This is a genomic window from Methylobacterium sp. Leaf112, assembly GCF_001423295.1.
Classification (GTDB): Bacteria; Pseudomonadota; Alphaproteobacteria; order Rhizobiales; family Beijerinckiaceae; genus Methylobacterium.
Window position 1 is genome coordinate 358,124 of the sequence record NZ_LMNG01000031.1, and the last position, 17,477, is coordinate 375,600.

A 17,477-nucleotide genomic window follows, 5' to 3' on the forward strand; every position below is an offset into this window, starting at 1 on the left:
GGCACCTGATGCCATCGGAAACGCGCGCCGACGCCATGGCGGGACTGAACGCACGTTCTCTGGCTGCGAGGCCATGGGTCCAGCCGGGCTACCGTTACCGTCCCGCCAGCCAGCATGATCAGGCGGGACACGACTTTCGCGGCACGCATCCCTACTTCGGGTGGACACACGTGCAGGTCGACGAGATCGACCTGACGATGTTTTCGAGCAACGACGACGGCGTTGCCATGGTCTACCACGCGTTCGGACCGGACGCCTATGAAGCGGCCAGCGTCGCTGCGTGGCTGGCCATCGCGAAACATTCGGCAGCCGTGGCCGATGTCGGATCATTCACGGGCTTGTTCGGCATGTTGGCGCAGGTCGCTGCCCCCAATGCATCGGTGATCGCCATCGAACCCAATCCGGCCGTGCGTGCGCGCTTGTTCATGAATCTCGTGGCGAATGGTTGCTACCCGAAACTGAAAGTTGCCCCCTACGCCGTCTCGAACGCGCTCGGTACGCTGTCCCTGCATGTCGCCTGGGGGCCAGACATCCTTGATACGGGATCGTCATTGAACGCTCCGCAGAACCGGCCGGACTGGCTCCCAATAAGGATGGAGATCGTGACGGCGGCGCCGCTCGACGTGATCCTGGCGGAACACGGATTTGCGAAGCTCGATCTGATCAAAATCGACGTCGAAGGCGTTGAGGCTATGGCTTTAGCCGGAGCTCGCAAGACATTGGCAGCTCAGCCCACCCTGTTTCTGGAGGTTCAAGGGCATGAGAACTTCGCCGCCTGCTATGCAATTCTGGCAGCGCACGGCTACCGTGTCTCTGCAATCGATGACGAGAACCTGCGGCTAATCCCGTACCAGGGATCGTCTGCGGCTGAATGGTTCTCGGAGAACGTTGGTGCACGGGTGATGAACTATCTCTGCGTTGCCCGTTCGGAGCATGAGGAAATGGTCCGCCATGGTCTCGCTCGCATACAAGCAAAGAACAGATAGTCTGCACAACCGAATATCATCGTAAGGTCAGCAATAATTACAACAAGATCACCAGTCAAACCCGCATATACTAAGCCTGATTACTTTGGGCTCTAGTTTATAAGCTCCAGCATTTCCCGAGCAACATCAGAAGCGTCGGGTAGATATCGCAGGGTGAGGAAATTGGCCTGCTGCTCCAAAACCTGCAGGGCCGGGGGATAATGGTAGGTCGAGGTGTTTCCAGCCAATCCATCAATGAGCAAGTAGTTGGTATTGATCTGCTCCGTAACATTGAGGCATGTGATACGACGGTTGGGGCAGAAGATACTGGCATGCAAGAATGAACCTGCAGACCCCATGATACGCTCGCGTGACGACATCAAGCGAATTTGATCAACGAAACTCAAGGTCTCCGGATAGATGATTTCGACACCTGCCTGATCGAGAACCGTCTCGATTTCGTGCTCATTGGTGATCCGGCCTACCGCTGACATTAGCCTGGTCTTCGAATAGTAAATCGGTGTGGGGTTTTGATTAACAGAACTCGTGGCCCGTATACGGGCACCCATCTTGCGGCACATGTCGCCATAGACCTGATAGCCCGCGGATTGTTCCTCCAAGCTCGTACTTGGAATGACGACAGAGCGGACGCGTGTAGGTTCGTGAAAATTTACGAAGTCCCGCGGCGATAGACCGAGCAGACCGAAGGCGGCGGCAATGAAAGGCACGCCGAACCATTCAGCCGGCGTTCCAGGTCCATGACACAGGATCGGAGTCCGGGGCGAACGAATGCGCGCCATGGCCCAGAAACGCGGGAGGGTGTTGATCAAAAAATGCCCAAAATGCGGGTTGATACGTCCACCGTAGATGTATGCTCCATGGGGGGCCTCACACGCGATGTCTTCCGCGGTGAGGCTGGTCTCCAAACGTTGATCCGGCGGGATATGCGTGCGTTCACGGTAATCCGTCGCCGCGGCGATGGGGGTTCCGTCCTGTGCGAACAACCCCCAAGCCTGACCATGGGTGTAAGGTAAGTAGAATCCGTCCTGCACGACGGAGACGTCCGGTTCGAGGCCGCGAATTTCCGCGGTACCCCATAAGCTCGTGCAGGATCGGAGGAGGCTCATGGGGACTCAATAGTTGACGCGAAGCGATTCGTTGCCGATCATTTTCATAAATTTATTAATCATTGGCGCGCGCTCGAAAACAAGAATGCTGTCGTAGGCAGTCATTGCGATTGTTTGTCGCGTAAAGGCACTTGGGGCCACGGTACCGTCCTTGACGTGATCCGCATTGAGATCGTCGATAAGCCCTTTGAAACGTTCGACCATGGACCGCGGATCGTTACGACCGCCGCCGTAATCCGGCCAGTATGCGGTATGCATATCCTCGATCATGTAGATACCATTGGCGGCGATACGCTCGTAGAGAAACTCGAACGTCGCCGTGACATGCGCCATGTGATGGCTGCCATCATCGAGTACGGCATCGAAAACACCGAACTCATCGATCAACGATTGCAGGAAAGCGGGGTCGGACTGATCACCGATCCTTACGGCGACTTGCTCGTCACCGTACTGTCGACAAACATCATTGATGTCGATGGTGACGATACGTGCAAGCGGCCCGAGCCAACGTTTCCACATCTGCGACGAACCGCCATTCCCGGCGCCGATCTCAAGAAATGTTACAGGCTGGCCGACATAGCGACCGAAATGGCGCTCATAGGCGAAGAAGTAGTGCCCCGATTTGTGGATTGGTCGACCGGTATTGGAGAGAAAGATTTCGTACAAGGACATGTGGCGTTCGGGCTCCGGCTGTATCATGGACTCGTACGCTCGTTCGGGCACTGCGCGAGCGGGTCGTCCGTCAGTAGTTTGTTTGTCGTCGAATCCCCGCCTCTTCTGTTGATGGGGAACGCGGTTTATCGAATTTATACCCGTTTGCTCGTGGCAGATCGGAGCAATTTCAGGGCCGGGCCGATTTCGTCCTCGGGCCTGGAACCGCAATGCCCTGCGGCGGGATTGCTCAAACACCGGGAGCTGATGGTACGAAGCGTGCCTTCGACGCCATGCGCCTCCCTTCCCCCTATCGCTTGTGAACCCAATTCCTATGGTCTCGCTCGGTACCCGGTGTTAGGCCAACGTGCTACAGGAATCGACGATAGAGCGAACGAAGCCGATACCCTGATCCATGCGGTATGTGGGTGATTGGTCCGGCGTCACATGATAGGGATGGCAATGTAAGGACAGCAAACCGCCCTCAAGTCAGCTCTTAGACACGCCCGGAAAATATTGCATGTTCGTTAGGCGGCTATTTCGCAAAAATTCTCGGGTCGGCAAAACCAATTCAAAAAGTTTCGATCATAAGTTTTACCGTATATATTATTCGGATCTATCGAATGTTTCGACCCCTCGTGCGTTGCTAAAGCACTACACGGCGCATGGTCGTCGGGAGGGACGTTACCCGCATGCATCCGCTCTCATGGACGCCTTGAGTTCTGAGCTTGGGCAACTACCTACTGATTTCCATGCTGAACGCTATCGTCAGCTCAATGGTGATCTTTCTCATATACGAGAGGACTGGGCGCTCGCGGAACACTACCTGCGTTTTGGTCGCGGGGAGGGTCGGGCGTACGGCCTCCCAGACGACTTCGACGCGGCATTCTATCAGCGCTACTACCACGACCTATCCGAGATTCCGGATGGCGGCCTGATCGAGCATTTCTTACAGTTCGGTCACCTGGAGGGGCGAGCGCCGAACCCGCGCGTGCTCATCAGACGACTCGAAGAAGAATTCGGGCGGCTTCCGGGCGATTTCATTCCGAGCCATTACCGCCGGCTCTACGGAGACCTCTTCGATAAGGTCGCACCCTGGGAACTGCAGGAGCATTTTCTGCGCCATGGTCGGTCTGAGGGCCGCCCCTATCGCCGTCGGCGCAACGAGGCCGGCGAGCGGGATCTTGCCAATATCCGCGGGGCCGCCGCCGCAACCGGTGTTTTGCCCGAGCCCGTGCTTGACCATTTCATGCTCTACGAATTTTCCATCCTGAATGCGAGCTGGCTTCCCCATCGCCCGGCTTCACGCTTGGAGGGTATCCACTTGTTCCTGGAACAGGGGGTCGAACGATTGGCACCCATGTCCATGAAGGCCAAGTTCGATCCACAATTCTACCGCTCGCAGTTTCCCGACAAGGCGTCCTTGAGTGATGTCGAACTCTATCGCGATTGGCTGAGTTTCGGGATCGTCGATGACGTTCCAGGCAGCGAAGGAAGCGCCCTGGCTCAACTGATCGGTGAGGACACGTTCCCCGACTGCTTCGATGACGTAGCCTATGATGCCAGCCAAGCTTTCAGCGAGAAGCCTTTTCCCGCGGGTCGGTTCGCTGCCCTCGCACATTTCGTCGCCGGCGGCTTTGTCGAGCATCATCGAGTCGTGCGCGGGGCCGGTGCAGCTCGCCTGTTTGGACAGATCGCCAACTATCATCTCATCCGCAACGATCACGATAGGACCCTGACGGCCGCCGGGCACGGACTTGCCGCCGCTCCCTCGGACCCATTGCTCCTACACCAACGCGCCGAAGCGCTGCGAGCACTTGGCCGCGATGGTGAAGCGACAGCCGACTATGCCGTAGCGGCCAATCTCCCTGGGGCGGGCTTGTGGACCCATATTCACGCCGCTTTGGGGCTGGCTGCCAAGCCTGGTGCATCCGAGGAGGCACTCGACCGGATCGAACGATCGGCCAGAACCTTCCGTGGTGCACCAGAATGGCGGATCGCTGCGCATCAGACCGTCGCGCTTGTCTTCGCCAGCATCAGCCGGGACGCAAAAGCCCTTTATGCGCTCGGCCGGCGACAGGAGGCCGACGATCGCCTTACCGCCTGTCTCGACCGGTTGACGGGGGTCATTGCAACCGTCGACCCCTTACCGGGGCGACTTCCGCCACTTCGCAACGGCCGGATCGTGGTCGTTGCCAATCGCGACCTCCCCCAGTGCGACCACTACCGCGTGGTGCAGAAATGTCGGCAGCTCGAGCATGGCGGATGGACCGTCGAACTTTTCAAGCAGGACGAGGCGGATCGATGCCGATCGAGCCTCGACTCTGCGTCTGCGGTGATCTTCTATCGAGTCGCAGCCTTCCCCGCGGTTTTGCATGCAATTCTTTACGCAAAGGCGCTTGGGCTACCGACGTTTTATGAAATCGACGATCTGCTGTTCGACCCGCGACATTATCCTGATCCGTTCGACAGTTTCGAGGGGCAGATCACCGAACAGGATTACATCGAACTACAGTATGGCGTACCGCTGTTCCGTTACGCCCTAGGCTTGTGCGACGCCGGATTTGCGTCGACACCTGCCCTGGCGGACGCCATGCGGCCGCATCTTCCTCAAGGATCCTGTCACGTTCTGCGCAATGGGCTCGACCAGCGCAACGAACCCTTCCTCGCACATCGGGCGGCCCCCTTCTCCGAGGGCTCCGTGACGCTCTTCTACGGATCGGGGACGAAAGCCCATAACCGGGATTTCACCGTCCTCCTTGCCCCCGCCCTGTTGGAAATTTTAGCCCGCCATCAGCATGTGCGGCTCGTGATCGCCGGCTACCTCCACCTCGACGCACGGTTTGACGCGTTTGCGGGCCAAGTTCGACAACTCGGCTTTTGTGGGGACGTGGCGTCCTATTGGGACGTCCTTTCCGCCACCGATATCAATCTTGCGGTGCTCATGCGCAGCCCCATGGCGGACGCCAAGAGCGAGATCAAATGGTTGGAGGCCGCCATGTGCGGGGTTCCGTCGATCGTTTCCGGGACGCGCACCTACCGGGAATTGCTCAGCGATGGGGTCGACGCGGTGCTCGCCGATACGTCCGAAGATTGGCTTCAGGCCCTCGACCGGTTGATCGTCGATCATACTCTGCGGCGGGCAATCGGAGAGCGGGCTCGTCTGAAAGCGTTGCGCGAGTACGGATTGGATCAGGCCGTCGCGGTTCTTACCCATGCACTGCCGCCGCCGCGGCCTGAGTCCCCCAATCTTATGGGAACCGCTCAGCCTCGCCCGAGAACCTACCGGCCGGTCGCTGGGCGAAAGCCGCGTGTTCTCATTCTGAATGTCTATTTTCCCCCGCAACTCGTGGGTGGGGCGACGCGCGTCGTTCGGGACAACCTGGATCACTTTCTCGATCATGCCGCTGACCGTTTCGAATTCGCGGTCGCGGCGGCTGACGATGGCGCTCACCCGGCCTACAGCACGCGCATCGACCATTACCGTGGCGCACCGGTGTACCGGATCGCGCCACTTCAGAGTGAGCATGGTGGTTGGCAACCGTTCGACACGCGCATGCGCGAGCCCTTCGACGAACTCTTGGATCGCTTCGATCCCGATCTCGTCCACGTTCACTGCGTGCAGCACCTCACCGGTACCGTGGTGGAAGCCGTTCGGGCGCGTGGCATTCCCTATGTTGTCACGCTCCACGACGCGTGGTGGATCTCGGATTTTCAGTTTCTCGTCGATGCGGATGGACGCGTTCATGCGCCCTCGGCAGATCCGTTGATGGACGCCACGAACGGCTCCCTCGACCCGATCGCTTCTTTGAGTCGGCGCAGGAAGCTCGGAGACCTGCTCGATGCTGCACACGCTCTCATCGCCGTCTCGGAGAGTTTCGCCGGTCTTTATCGTGCGGCCGGACATCCCCGAACGGTCGCTGTGTCGAACGGGGTCCCGGTGATGGCTTTTGTACCGCGGCGTCCGGGTCCGGCGGGACGCGTGCGCCTCGGACAGATTGGTGGTCGGACAACGCACAAGGGCGCAACCTTGATCGAATCCGTCCTGCGGACCGGAGCCTTTCCAAACCTTGATCTCACGCTTGTCGATCACGCGCGAGCGCCTGGGGAAACGTCCACGGAGATCTGGGGGAGCACACCGGTTCGTCTCATCGGGCGACAGCCGCAGGACTCCATCGCCGAGCTCTACGCCGAGCTCGACGTCTTACTCGCGCCTTCCTTGTGGCCGGAAAGCTATGGCCTTGTGACCCGAGAAGCGCGTGCTGCCGGACTTTGGGTCGTTGCGAGCGATAGGGGTGCCATTGGAGCGGATCTGACCGACAAGGTCGACGGGTTCCGTATCGATGTCGAATCGCCTGACTCCCTGCGTGACGTCCTAGTCTGCATCAACAACGATCCCGTGCGCTTCAGCCAAAGCCCGTCGGCCGTTCGCAGTTCGGAACGGACCACGGCGGATCAAGGAAACGACTTGCTGAAGCTATACGAACGCATCGTCGTTTCGGAGGTAGGCGCTCAAATTATTACAACGCCTAAAAACTAAACATGATTCAAAACTAGGGCATCTAACGATAGAATTAAATAGTATTCAATACTGTAGATTAACTATAGTGATCGATTTTATAGAAGTTCAACGAATTATTCTCCACTGCCCCACATACACAAAACCTCAGGTTTTATATGCTCATCTACATGTGCCTGATAAACTTAGGGCGCTAAACATGGCGCTTGTCCAATCCCCCTCATAGGCAACATTTTGGGCGTGCTAAAAGAACGCATCAGTTGCGTTGCCACCACCGCCGCGGGGGGGCGTCCTTGGATTTGGCTTGCTGAATCGCCGATTCCAATCGACCAATCTGATCGTTTTTGGCCTGTAACGCCGCTCGCAATTCGGCGACCTCAGCGCCCTCAATGAGCAGGGCTGCGATCCGGGCGTCTGCTTCGGCCCACTTCGCGTTTGCGCTGCGAGCCAAGTCTTGTGCCGCATCGCGCTCCGCCTGGAGGCCAGGGATCAACATATTTCGGCCCTGGGCGTCCTCGAACCCTTTATTCGTTGCGTGCAAAGCCGGTACGAACGCGGCGCAGGCTGTTGCAAAGGCTGCATGGGTCTGATCCAGAACCACGGAGACCGGCTGCTGCCCAGCTCGTTCGTGCGCTGGTGTCAGCTCCCGCACGTAGGATGTCACGGCGTCCTGAAGCCATGGGTGGAGATGGTCGATGCTCCCGCACCCGGCCCGGCTCCGCCTGAGATCAGGATCGATGAACCTATCAAGCGCGGCGAGGTCTGCTTCCGACAAACGGGGGAGGGGCAATTGCAGGGTGTCGACCACCCGTCGCATCACCGACCGGCCGTCCGCCAGAAGATCCTCGTAACGGAGGAAAACCCGGCGCATCCCACGGCTCTCACGCTCCGCCTCGAGGACGTAGCGCAGCCATGTCATCAGGGTGTTGGGCAAGGGAAAACCATCCCGGGCGTGCAGCGAACGCGCCACCTCGTCGGGGTGGCGGAACGGTAGGACAGCCACGGCGTCGAGGTCGAGGATCGCCGCAACGCGCCGCCATAGGGGCATCAGCTTGCAGGTGCGCGGATCCTTGACGACGAAAACCGGGGCGTCCCCGAATTCCGCTCGCACAATGTCGACAAGTTCATCGATGAATTCCTGCGCGGCCGGGGAATCGTACCAAGCGTCGGGAAACCTGTCCCAATCCCACCAATGCATGCCAGCCGATGCCAGCACCCGGTCGTGCAGGGCGACGATTTCCTTCGGTTCGAAATGCCCCTTTGGATTGTCGTCTGAGAGACCAAGCCCTTTGGCCGGCATAGTCGCTCCGAGCACGCCGAGCGCTCCCGCCACGGTGGACGTCCCGCTGCGATGCATCCCGATCACGAGGACGAGGGTCCGCCGCGGGCGCTCAGATCCGGATCCCGTCACGCTCATTCCACACTCACCTCACCATCCCGGGTTGGGATCCTGTTCACCGATACCAGTGCTCTTGAACGATCCCAAGCGCCTGCCCGAACTGAGCCAAGGCTCAGACGGTGGCAGGCCAAACGCCACTGCACCGCTCCGGGTTTCCCGGAGGCCATTTGGTTTGGGTCAGGCGGCCAAGGCTTGTGCCTCGGCCTTGGTCTAGTAGCGCGCTTCTGCCTCGGCGGGAGGCACGTTGCCGATCGGTTCGAGCAGCCTGCGGTGATTGAACCAATTCACCCATTCGAGGGTGGCATACTCGACGGCCTCGAATGATCGCCATGGTCCGCGCCGATGGATCACCTCGGCCTTGAACGGGCCGATTACCGTCTCGGCGAGCGCATTATCGTAGGAATCTCCGGCGCTACCGACGGCGGATTCGCTGCCGGCCTCGGCAAAGCGCTCTGTGTAGCGGATGCTCACGTATTGCGAGCCGCGATCCGAATGACCGACAAGGCCGCTACCGGTGGAGGGGCGACGCTCGTGCAGGGCCGGCACCAAGGCATCGAGCACGAAGTCGGCCCGGGCGGAGCGCGATACACGCCAGCCTACGATTCGGCGCGCGAAGACGTCGATGACGAAGGCCACGTAGACGAAACCGCCCCAGGTTACCAGGTAGGTAAAATCCGCGACCCACGATCTGTTCGGGCACGCGGCCTTGAACTGCCGGTTTGGCCTGCCCCGTGAAAAGTGGTCCTCCCCGAGGTATGGCTCTGCGCCATGTGGAGGGTGTCATCATGGGACGGAAGAAGCATACGGCTGAAGAGATTGTTGCCAAGCTGAGGCGATGAAATCCTTCGATCGGGGTTCCAGGAAGGGTCGTCGCCCGCCGGGTGTCGGGCCAGATCAGCCTCCGGCCCAGGGCGCCACCCCGGGCCAATCACAGGGGCCTACCCTCCGCATCCCGGATCGTATCGAAGCCGGTCATGCGAGCGGCCGGCCCGCCAACCAGCGCACGATCCTGCGGAGCCACGCGACCTGCGTGGCGCGGGCTCGCAATCTGTCGCGCGCTGTCATCAGGACCGTTGCGAAGCGACCACGGGCGGTAATGGCCTCGTCGTAGCGGACCAGCGGCATCAGGGCGTTGGCCCAATCGTCCTTGTAGGCCTCTTCGCCGACGGTAAAGTCGAAAACCCGCAGGCCTTCGTCGAAGGCCTGGCGCAGCAGAGTCTCGGTCATGAGGCGTCCGGTACTGAAACGGCGCCAGCCGTCCGCCTCCCATCCGATCAGGAGGAGGTAGAAGCGGCTGCGATAGACGAGGCCGAGATGCGCTGCCACGGCCGTGCCCGAGACGTTGAGCGAACTCCCGTGGATTCGCCCCTCCGGAAGGTCGATCCGGGCCATGGCGTCGTAGAAATCGGAGAAGGCCGGGACGGCGAACCAATCCTTGGAGTGGGTCTCACGCCATCGCCGCGACTTCATCCGCTTCAGCGAGACGATAAGCGCCCGCATGCCGGCGTCATCGTCGGCGACGACGAAGGCAATGGGCCCCACTTCGGCGAGTCGGCGGCGACAGCGCTGCGTGTCGGCCCAGAATCTCGGGCGCAGGGTCCCTGTCAGCGCTTCGTATCTGTCCGGGAACGTCACGCTTCGCGCTTGCCCGGCAGCGTTGACGCCCGGCAAAAGGGCGAGGGGATTGGGCACCCGCTCCCCGACCGCTCCCTCGGGCGGGTCCAGGGTCACGGGCATCCGTGTCAGGCAAACGACGTCGTGGGACGGCAGGGCGGCAGTGATCCGGCGCCACAGAGCTTGCACGGCCGTGGCGTCGAGGCTGCGGGCGAAGTCGGGATCGATAGCGGGCGCGTTGTAGTCGGTGACGATCCCACCGAGAAATTCCAACGTGCGCAAGCCGTTCCGCCGAGTGATGCCGAGGGGCAGGACCATTTGGATGCGCACACCCGCCATCACGACGATGGCGGGTTCTATGTGAGCCTGCGCGCCGAAGGTATCGGCCCAGGCCTGGAGCCAAGCGTGACGCGCGAAGGCGTAGCCCGCCAGGCCGGGCGTCTCGAGATCCGGGGCAGCGGCGCGCACCGACGGATAGATGCGGAGGGTCAACTCGTCCATCAGCGATGCCCCTTCGGCATTGTCCATCAAAGCAGCTTGCCGGCGACCTGCGCGACCTTGAGCCGGCGCGCGCCCGTATCGGGAGCGTTGCGCAGGCGCGCGACCGTCCAGAGGGCGGCGACCAGCCTGAGTTGCACCAGACCATGCGGCGACCGGGGCGGTCGCGGCGCACGTACAGGTCGTAATCCTCGCCCCCCGAGCGACTGAGGCGCGGATCGAACGGGTCGGCCTCGGGGAGACAGGTATTGCGCCGCAGAAGCGAGTTGCCGGTGCCGATCCAGCGGTCGCTCGCCTGCGCGTCGTAGCCGATACCCAAGGCGGTGCCGCTGGGCTGAGGGGGCCGGCGTTCGTAGGTGCGGCCGCCAGCCGTCAGGCGGCGGACTTTTGCTCCCCCCAATGCCGATATCCATCGACGATCACTGATGCTCCGCCTCGCGAAAAGGCGTCCTGCTGATCGACGGTTTTGCCGTAACAGCAGGAACGCTGGCGGCGATGGATTCATCGGATGGGCCTGACCGACAGACGCCCGACCGCAGACTGATCGCAACGCCGCACGCGATCGTGGGCCCGCATGTTCAGCACCTCCAACGTTCGGGCTCGATCCCATAGGGGCGCTCGGGACTGAGCCGTGAATCGTACCAACGGCTAGCAAGCAGTCGCTCCTCGAGCCCAGCCAACAGGCCTGTCCGGTCGACTGGAAGAATGAGGCCGGGTGCCGGTTTCCACACCGTTCGTAGGTAAGGCGTGACCGCAACGAACCGGGCGTTGTGGACCGCGTCGAGTCCGAGACGAATCATGAGCTCGTCGGAGGTCAGGGCGTCGCCGCTCGTGCGGAGGACCCGTTGCAGGGCCGAGATCCGGATGACGACGTTGGTCGGTGCGGCAACGTCGACACAGCGCTGGGTATGGATCTGCCCGTGATAGGAGCCGTCGAACGTCCGGCCGAGATTTGGGTCGAGCACCGTCCCGTCCGGGCAAAAGAACGCCCCGGACCACGTGATGAGGGTTCCCGTGGCATCGGTGAGCAGACCCGAGGCGACGTCGAGGCGCTCGTCCCACAGGGCGAGGGCCGAGAGCTCCAGCAGATCGGCCTCAACGGGCGACGCCCCGGTATGCAGGTACAGCCATTCGGCGTCCGTGCTCGCAGCGGCCCGCAACACAGCCCCGCCGTCTCGCCAAGCCTCCTCGACACGGAGATTCATGACGCTGTCGAGGGTGCGCCGTGGTCTCAGCGACCACATGCCGGTGTGCTGGCCGCTCTCGTTCGAACGCACGGCGACATCGCCCGACCGCCCCCGTGCCTCGACCAACCGATCGAGGACGAACTTCTGTGAGGCCACCGCTGCAGGCTTGTCCCCGGTCTCCGCCGAGGCCGTCGACCCGGGATTGATCCGCCAGGCGTAGAGCAGTTCCGGCACATGCACGGGCTCATGCCCGACGGCCCAGGCACGACCGATGGCATCCCAATCGTGGCACCAGGTCGCGCGATCATCGCTGTACGCGTCGATCTCGACGAGGAAGTCGCGCCGCCAAGCCATGAGATGGGTCTGATAGCAGCAGTTCGCAGACAGAAACGGATCGAAGGCGGGTTTGAAGAACGGGCTCGCCTTGGCGGAGGCGGGATTGGACTTGAACTCGTCCGAGTAGAACACCCGTGCCTCGGGGAAGCGCTCGATCCAGTGCGCCATCACCTGGAGCGCGTCGATGGTGAGGTAGTCGTCGGCGTCGAGGGGTACGAGGATCTCGCCCTCGGCCGCGGCGAGCCAGGTCCGGTTGGCGCCGGCGATGCCGGTGTTCGCCTCGTGCCGGATCACCCGGGCATGGCCCGCGGCCTCGACCTTGGCGAGCCAAATCAAGGTATCCTGCCGGGTCGATCCGTCGTCGACGATGACGATCTCGCGGTTGGTGTAGGTCTGCAATAGGCAGGATTGCAGCATTTCCTCCAGGAAGGCGGCCGGCTGGTCGTAGACTGGCACGCAGAGCGTGAACCGGATCGCGCCGGAGGTTGGGTAATGTCGGATGCGCCAGGCGATATGGCGATCAAGCCAATTCTCGAACGCGGCCGGGTCCGTCTCGACGGGGGCCCGCTCGGGCCGAAGCAGCACACGGTAGGTCGGATCGCGCTGGTCGAAGCCTGGGTTGAAGTACGGGTCGCGCAAGCCCGGCCAGCGGGCGTAGAGCGCTTCCTTTTCGCAGCGATAGGTGCCGGTCTTCGAGGCACTCTCGTAATGATAGACCCGCACGCCCGGATCGACGACGCAGGTGCGGCCGGATTCGCGCATGCGCAAGCAGAAATCGACGTCGTTGTAATTGAGCGGGAAGCGCTCGTCGAAGCCGCCGAGCGCCTGATAATCGGCGCGGCGCACGATGGCCATGGCCCCGGTGACGCCGAACACCTCGCGCCGACACTGCAGGAGATTGCCCGTGGCGCCGGCATGGCTCGGGGCGACGAACAGCCCCGCGTGTGAGGGCCCCTGTTCGAGGAGGATAACCCCGTTGTGCTGAACGGTGCCGTTCTCGAACAGGCAAAGGGGGCCGATCATGCCGACGTCCGGATGGGCGAGCAGGAAGGCGACGAGTTCCTCGCCGCCGCGCGCCGTCATGGCCTCGACGTCGTCGTTCAGCAGGCAAACGAATTCACCCGCGGCGGCTGCGACGCCGATGTTGAGTTTCCGCGCGATGTTGAGGGAGCGGTCCTCGTAGTGCACCAAGCGAATACCCGGCGTCTCGGCGAGTTGCGCGTTCTGCTCATCGGAAAGATCGCCGTTATGGACGATCACGTATTCCCGGTTCGGATAGAACTCCGTGTTCTCGAAGCTCCGAACGCAGTTCAGGATCAGATTGATGCGTCGGTCCCGCACCATCCTGGACCCCGCCCCCGTGGGAATCACGTAGGACAGGAGCGGTGCCGCGGCCGGCAGGGTGTAGTGCGTGCGCCAGAATCCATCGCCGAAGCCGGGCGAGACGGACGCGTCCGGATCGCGCTGCCGGGCGAATTCGAGGAGCGACGCCTCCTGGCGCCCGACGCTGTAGGATTTCGTCGTCATCGACGTCGCCGTCGAGGTCGGCGACGCGCGCCAGACGTAGCCGATCACCGGCACGTGGATCGCCTTCTCGACATGGCGGGAGGCGCGCAGGACGAAGTCGTAATCCTGAGTGCCGTCGAAGTCCGGCCGAAACGCGCCCACGGTCGCGAGAAAGTCCCGGCGGTAGACGGAAAGGTGAGAGAGATACATGGTGTTCTCAAGAAGAACCGGCGACCAGCCGGGCTTCAGAACCACGTCGTAGAGTTCGCCCGTGTCCGAGATCTTGCACTCGTCGGTGTAGACGAGGTCCGCATCGGGCTCGGCTTCGATCGCCTTCCAGATCGCCTCGAACACGGTACGCGGCAGCAGGTCGTCGTGGTCGACAAGCGCGACGTGCGTCCCGTCGGCCTCGGCGATGGCGCGATTCGTGCCGCCGGCAATGCCGAGGTTGCGCTCGGCGAACACCACGGTGACGCGGGGATCCGCGGCCGCGATCCGGCGCAGGGTTCGCAGCGTATCGGGCCGCTCGGATCCGTTGTCGACGATGATCCAGCGCCAGCCGACGTAGCTCTGATTCAGCAGGGTCTGAAAGAGTTCCTGGAGATAGGAAGGCTCGGTGTTGAAGGCCGGCGTCACCACGCTGGGGCGAAACGCCGGGTCCGACAGGCCGGCGGTGGCCTCTGAACGGGTGGGCTCGCACAGGTCGCGCAGACTGAGTTGCTGACCGATCCCGCGGGGGTTCAGGGGCGCCTCACGTCCCTCAAGGGTTCCTGTCCGCAACCAATGCACGAGGGGATTGATCGCGCTGGCGCGGACATCGGGGTAGCGCTCCAGGTAGGTTTGGCCGTGGAAGAACAGCGACGGTTCGCGCTCCTGGAGGTGCCCGCTCGTGAGGTAATGGGCAATGGGATCCATGCCGTCGGCGGCGACGTCGGGATAGGTGCGCAGATAATAGCCGACATCGAACAGGCCGCTTCGGGCGACGAGTTCATAATCGGAGGCGATACCAGCACCGGGCGGTAGGGCGCCGCGCAATGGTGGCCGCCGCCCCTCGACGAGGCCGACGCGTACCCAATGCACCAGGGGTGCGGTATCCACAGCATCGGGATAACGGGCGTGGTAGCCACGTCCATCGAAGAATTCCGACGGCTCGCGTCCCTCACGAAAACCCGAAGTGACGTAATGTGCCACCGGATCGAACCCAGCCGCGGCGACGTCAGGATTTTCGCGTAAGTAGTAGGACCGGTCGAACAATCCGCTGCGCACTGCAACGTCATAGTCCGAGCCGATCCCGGCTCCGACGTCGGTCAGGGCGCGGATCGGTGCGTCGCGACCTTCACCCAACCCGATACGCAACCAGTGAATCAGGGGCGCGATATCGGCGAGGCCTACGTCAGGGTAGCGCGCGCGGTAACCACGTCCGTCGAAGTACCCCGATGGCTCACGATTCTCGCGAAAGCCCGAAGTTAAGTAATGTGCGACGGGATCGAGGCCAGCCTCCGCCACATCTCGATTCTCCCGTAAGTAGTACGCTCGATCGAACAAACCACTTCGGATCGCGATGTAGTAATCGGAGCCGCCTTCCGGCTCGGCTATCCCGCTGTGGAATGGAGCATCGCGGCCTTCGGCCAAACCGATGCGCAACCAATGAATCAGGGGCGCAGTGTCTGCGAGCCCAACGTCGGGGTAGCGGGCGCTGTAACCACACCCGTCGAAGAACCCAGACGGCTCTCGGTTCTCTCGAAAACCGGAAGCGAGGTAGTGAACCACCGGATCGAGACCGGCTTCGGCAACATCCTTGTTCTGCGAAAGATAGTATGCACGATCGAACAGCCCACTTCCGTTTGCCAGGGCATAATCGGAGTCGTGACCTGGGCTCGGTAGGACGTGGATCGGTGGATGACGCCCCTCCGTACGACCGATACGAAGCCAATGGACGAGCGGGGCCATGGCTCCCGCCGCCACATCGGGGTAGCGTGCACTATAGCCACGTCCGTCGAAGAACGCGGACGGCTCACGATTCTCGCGATAACCTCCCGTCAGGTAGTGCGCCACCGGATCCAAACCGGCCTCGGCAACGTCGGCGTTCTGCGTGAAATAGTGTGCCTCATCGAACCAGCCGCTGCGGGCCACAAGATCATAATCGGACCCAGGACCGTGCTGTCCTGACGGGCCAACGGCTACGGGTGCGGAACGGCCTTCGTCGTGACCAACTCGCAACCAATGCACCAGTGGATTCACGCCGGCCGCTGCGATCTCGGGATGCCGGGCGAGATACGCGGCGCCGTCGAAGAATGCCGAGGGCTGAAGCCCATCCGCATTGTCGCTACGCAGGTAGTGAGCGACGGGATCCAACCCGGCTGCGGCCACTTCCGGATAGGTTCTTAAGTAGAACGCGGCATCGAACAGGCCGCTACGGGCGACAAGATCGTAATCGGTCCCGGGACTGACGCCCTCGCTACTTCGGATCGGTGCAAAACGGCCTTCGTGAAGTCCAACGCGCATCCAATGGACGAGCGGGGCGAGATTGCTTGAGCGGACGTCAGGATAACGTTCAGCATAGGTCTGGCCGTCAAAAAATTCAGACGGCTCCCGTCCTTCAGAGAAGCCGTTAGTGATGTAATGGAGGATCGGATCCATGCCGCTGTCCGCGACATCGGGATTCGCCCTCCGATAGTAGCCGACGTCGAACATCCCGCTCTGGGCAACGAGCGCGTAATCGGTACCCGGCCGCGCAAGGGTCGGAGCGGTGCGGACGGGCGCTACGCGTCCCTCGGCGCTACCGAGGCGCAACCAATGGACCAGAGGATTGATGCGCGCGTCGCGAACGTCTCCGTTCTCGGTGCGATAGCGGGTTCCATCGAAGAATGCCGATGGTTCGCGTCCGTCGAGATATCCGAATTGGAGATAATGGACGATGGGATCTTCCCCGGAGGCAGCAACGTCCGGATTGGCCGCGAGATAGTAGCCAATATCGAAAAGACCGCTGCGGGCGACCAAGGCGTAATCCGACCGGACTTCACCAGAGATCGGTGACCGACCCATGCGTACGGGGGCCGGCCTCCCTTCAGCTGCACCCGAGCGCAACCAATGGACGAGAGGGTTGATACCCTCGCTCTTGATCGCGGGGTCCGCCTCCCGGTAACCCGTACCATCGAAGAACGCTGAGGGTTCACGCCCCTCGACGAAGCCGATGGTGAGATAATGATGGATCGGATCCGCCCCATTCTCGGCGACATCCGGGTTCTCACGGAGATAGTAGCCCCGATCAAATAACCCGCTGCGTGCAAGAAGATCGTAGTCGGATTGAATCGAGAGGTCGCTGTCGTGCCGCGTGCGGGTGCCGAACAAGGCTTTGATTGATTTCATTACGTCAGAATGTCCAGCAGTCGCACGGTTGAACTTCCAGCCGCCGGGACCCGCCTGCCCCCGAACAACCAGCAATGACGATACCCCTACGGCATCGTTACGATTCCGCGGGATGGGATGGCACCCCCGCGCGGATCGATCCCACATCCTACCCCAAGCGGGCGTGGCCGCAGCCTAATGCATAGGCATTTTTCATCGTCCGTTGGTTGTCAAGCAGAACGCGGCGCTCACTTCTCTGGGGGTACAGGGTGGGTCACGCCAGAATCAATGGCCTTATGACCATACAGTCACGTAGCCGACCTTGCA

The 17,477-nt window shown here is 61.7% G+C and carries 7 protein-coding genes and 1 pseudogene; 2 read left to right on the plus strand and 6 right to left on the minus strand.

The window, feature by feature from the left end:
• The first annotated feature begins 35 nt into the window (after positions 1-35).
• The gene (locus ASF52_RS17465; RefSeq protein WP_162241033.1) at positions 36-986 is read left to right on the plus strand and encodes an FkbM family methyltransferase; all 951 of its coding nucleotides are present in this window, start codon (positions 36-38) and stop codon (positions 984-986) included.
• 92 nt (positions 987-1,078) lie between these two features.
• On the opposite strand, the gene ASF52_RS22200 is transcribed toward ASF52_RS17465, so the two are convergent.
• A complete protein-coding gene (locus tag ASF52_RS22200) occupies positions 1,079-2,017 on the minus strand; it encodes a glycosyltransferase family 61 protein (RefSeq protein ID WP_162241034.1) in 939 nt (312 codons plus the stop codon).
• A gap of 81 nt (positions 2,018-2,098) precedes the next feature.
• Positions 2,099-2,764 carry a class I SAM-dependent methyltransferase gene (locus ASF52_RS17475; RefSeq protein WP_056175053.1) on the minus strand — a complete coding sequence of 222 codons (666 nt, stop codon included), beginning with the start codon at positions 2,762-2,764 and terminating at the stop codon, positions 2,099-2,101.
• Between the two features lie 685 nt (positions 2,765-3,449).
• Here ASF52_RS17475 and ASF52_RS17480 point away from each other — a divergent pair.
• Complete coding sequence (locus ASF52_RS17480; RefSeq protein WP_082515372.1) at positions 3,450-7,283, plus strand: glycosyltransferase; 3,834 nt, start codon at positions 3,450-3,452, stop codon at positions 7,281-7,283.
• 235 nt (positions 7,284-7,518) lie between these two features.
• On the opposite strand, the gene ASF52_RS17485 is transcribed toward ASF52_RS17480, so the two are convergent.
• From ASF52_RS17485 to ASF52_RS22205, 4 genes and pseudogenes are all read right to left on the minus strand, one after another.
• A complete protein-coding gene (locus tag ASF52_RS17485) occupies positions 7,519-8,679 on the minus strand; it encodes a sulfotransferase family protein (RefSeq protein ID WP_056174647.1) in 1,161 nt (386 codons plus the stop codon).
• A gap of 192 nt (positions 8,680-8,871) precedes the next feature.
• Positions 8,872-9,387, minus strand: a pseudogene (locus ASF52_RS17490) (IS3 family transposase); the annotation flags it as partial.
• Positions 9,388-9,633: 246 nt separating this feature from the next.
• Entirely contained in the window at positions 9,634-10,776 is a 1,143-nt protein-coding gene (locus ASF52_RS17495) for a GNAT family N-acetyltransferase (RefSeq protein ID WP_056174649.1), read from the minus strand.
• Between the two features lie 575 nt (positions 10,777-11,351).
• On the minus strand, positions 11,352-17,246 hold the full coding sequence (locus tag ASF52_RS22205; protein WP_210166787.1) for a glycosyltransferase: 5,895 nt from the start codon (positions 17,244-17,246) through the stop codon (positions 11,352-11,354).
• Positions 17,247-17,477: the final 231 nt, after the last annotated feature.

Coding starts and splice junctions, on each gene's coding strand:
- ASF52_RS17465 (WP_162241033.1), top strand. CDS start 36: ATGGCGGGACTGAACGCACGTTCTCTGGCTGCGAGGCCATGGGTCCAG.
- ASF52_RS17475 (WP_056175053.1), bottom strand. CDS start 2,764: ATGTCCTTGTACGAAATCTTTCTCTCCAATACCGGTCGACCAATCCAC.
- ASF52_RS17480 (WP_082515372.1), top strand. CDS start 3,450: ATGGACGCCTTGAGTTCTGAGCTTGGGCAACTACCTACTGATTTCCAT.
- ASF52_RS17485 (WP_056174647.1), bottom strand. CDS start 8,679: ATGAGCGTGACGGGATCCGGATCTGAGCGCCCGCGGCGGACCCTCGTC.
- ASF52_RS17495 (WP_056174649.1), bottom strand. CDS start 10,776: ATGGACGAGTTGACCCTCCGCATCTATCCGTCGGTGCGCGCCGCTGCC.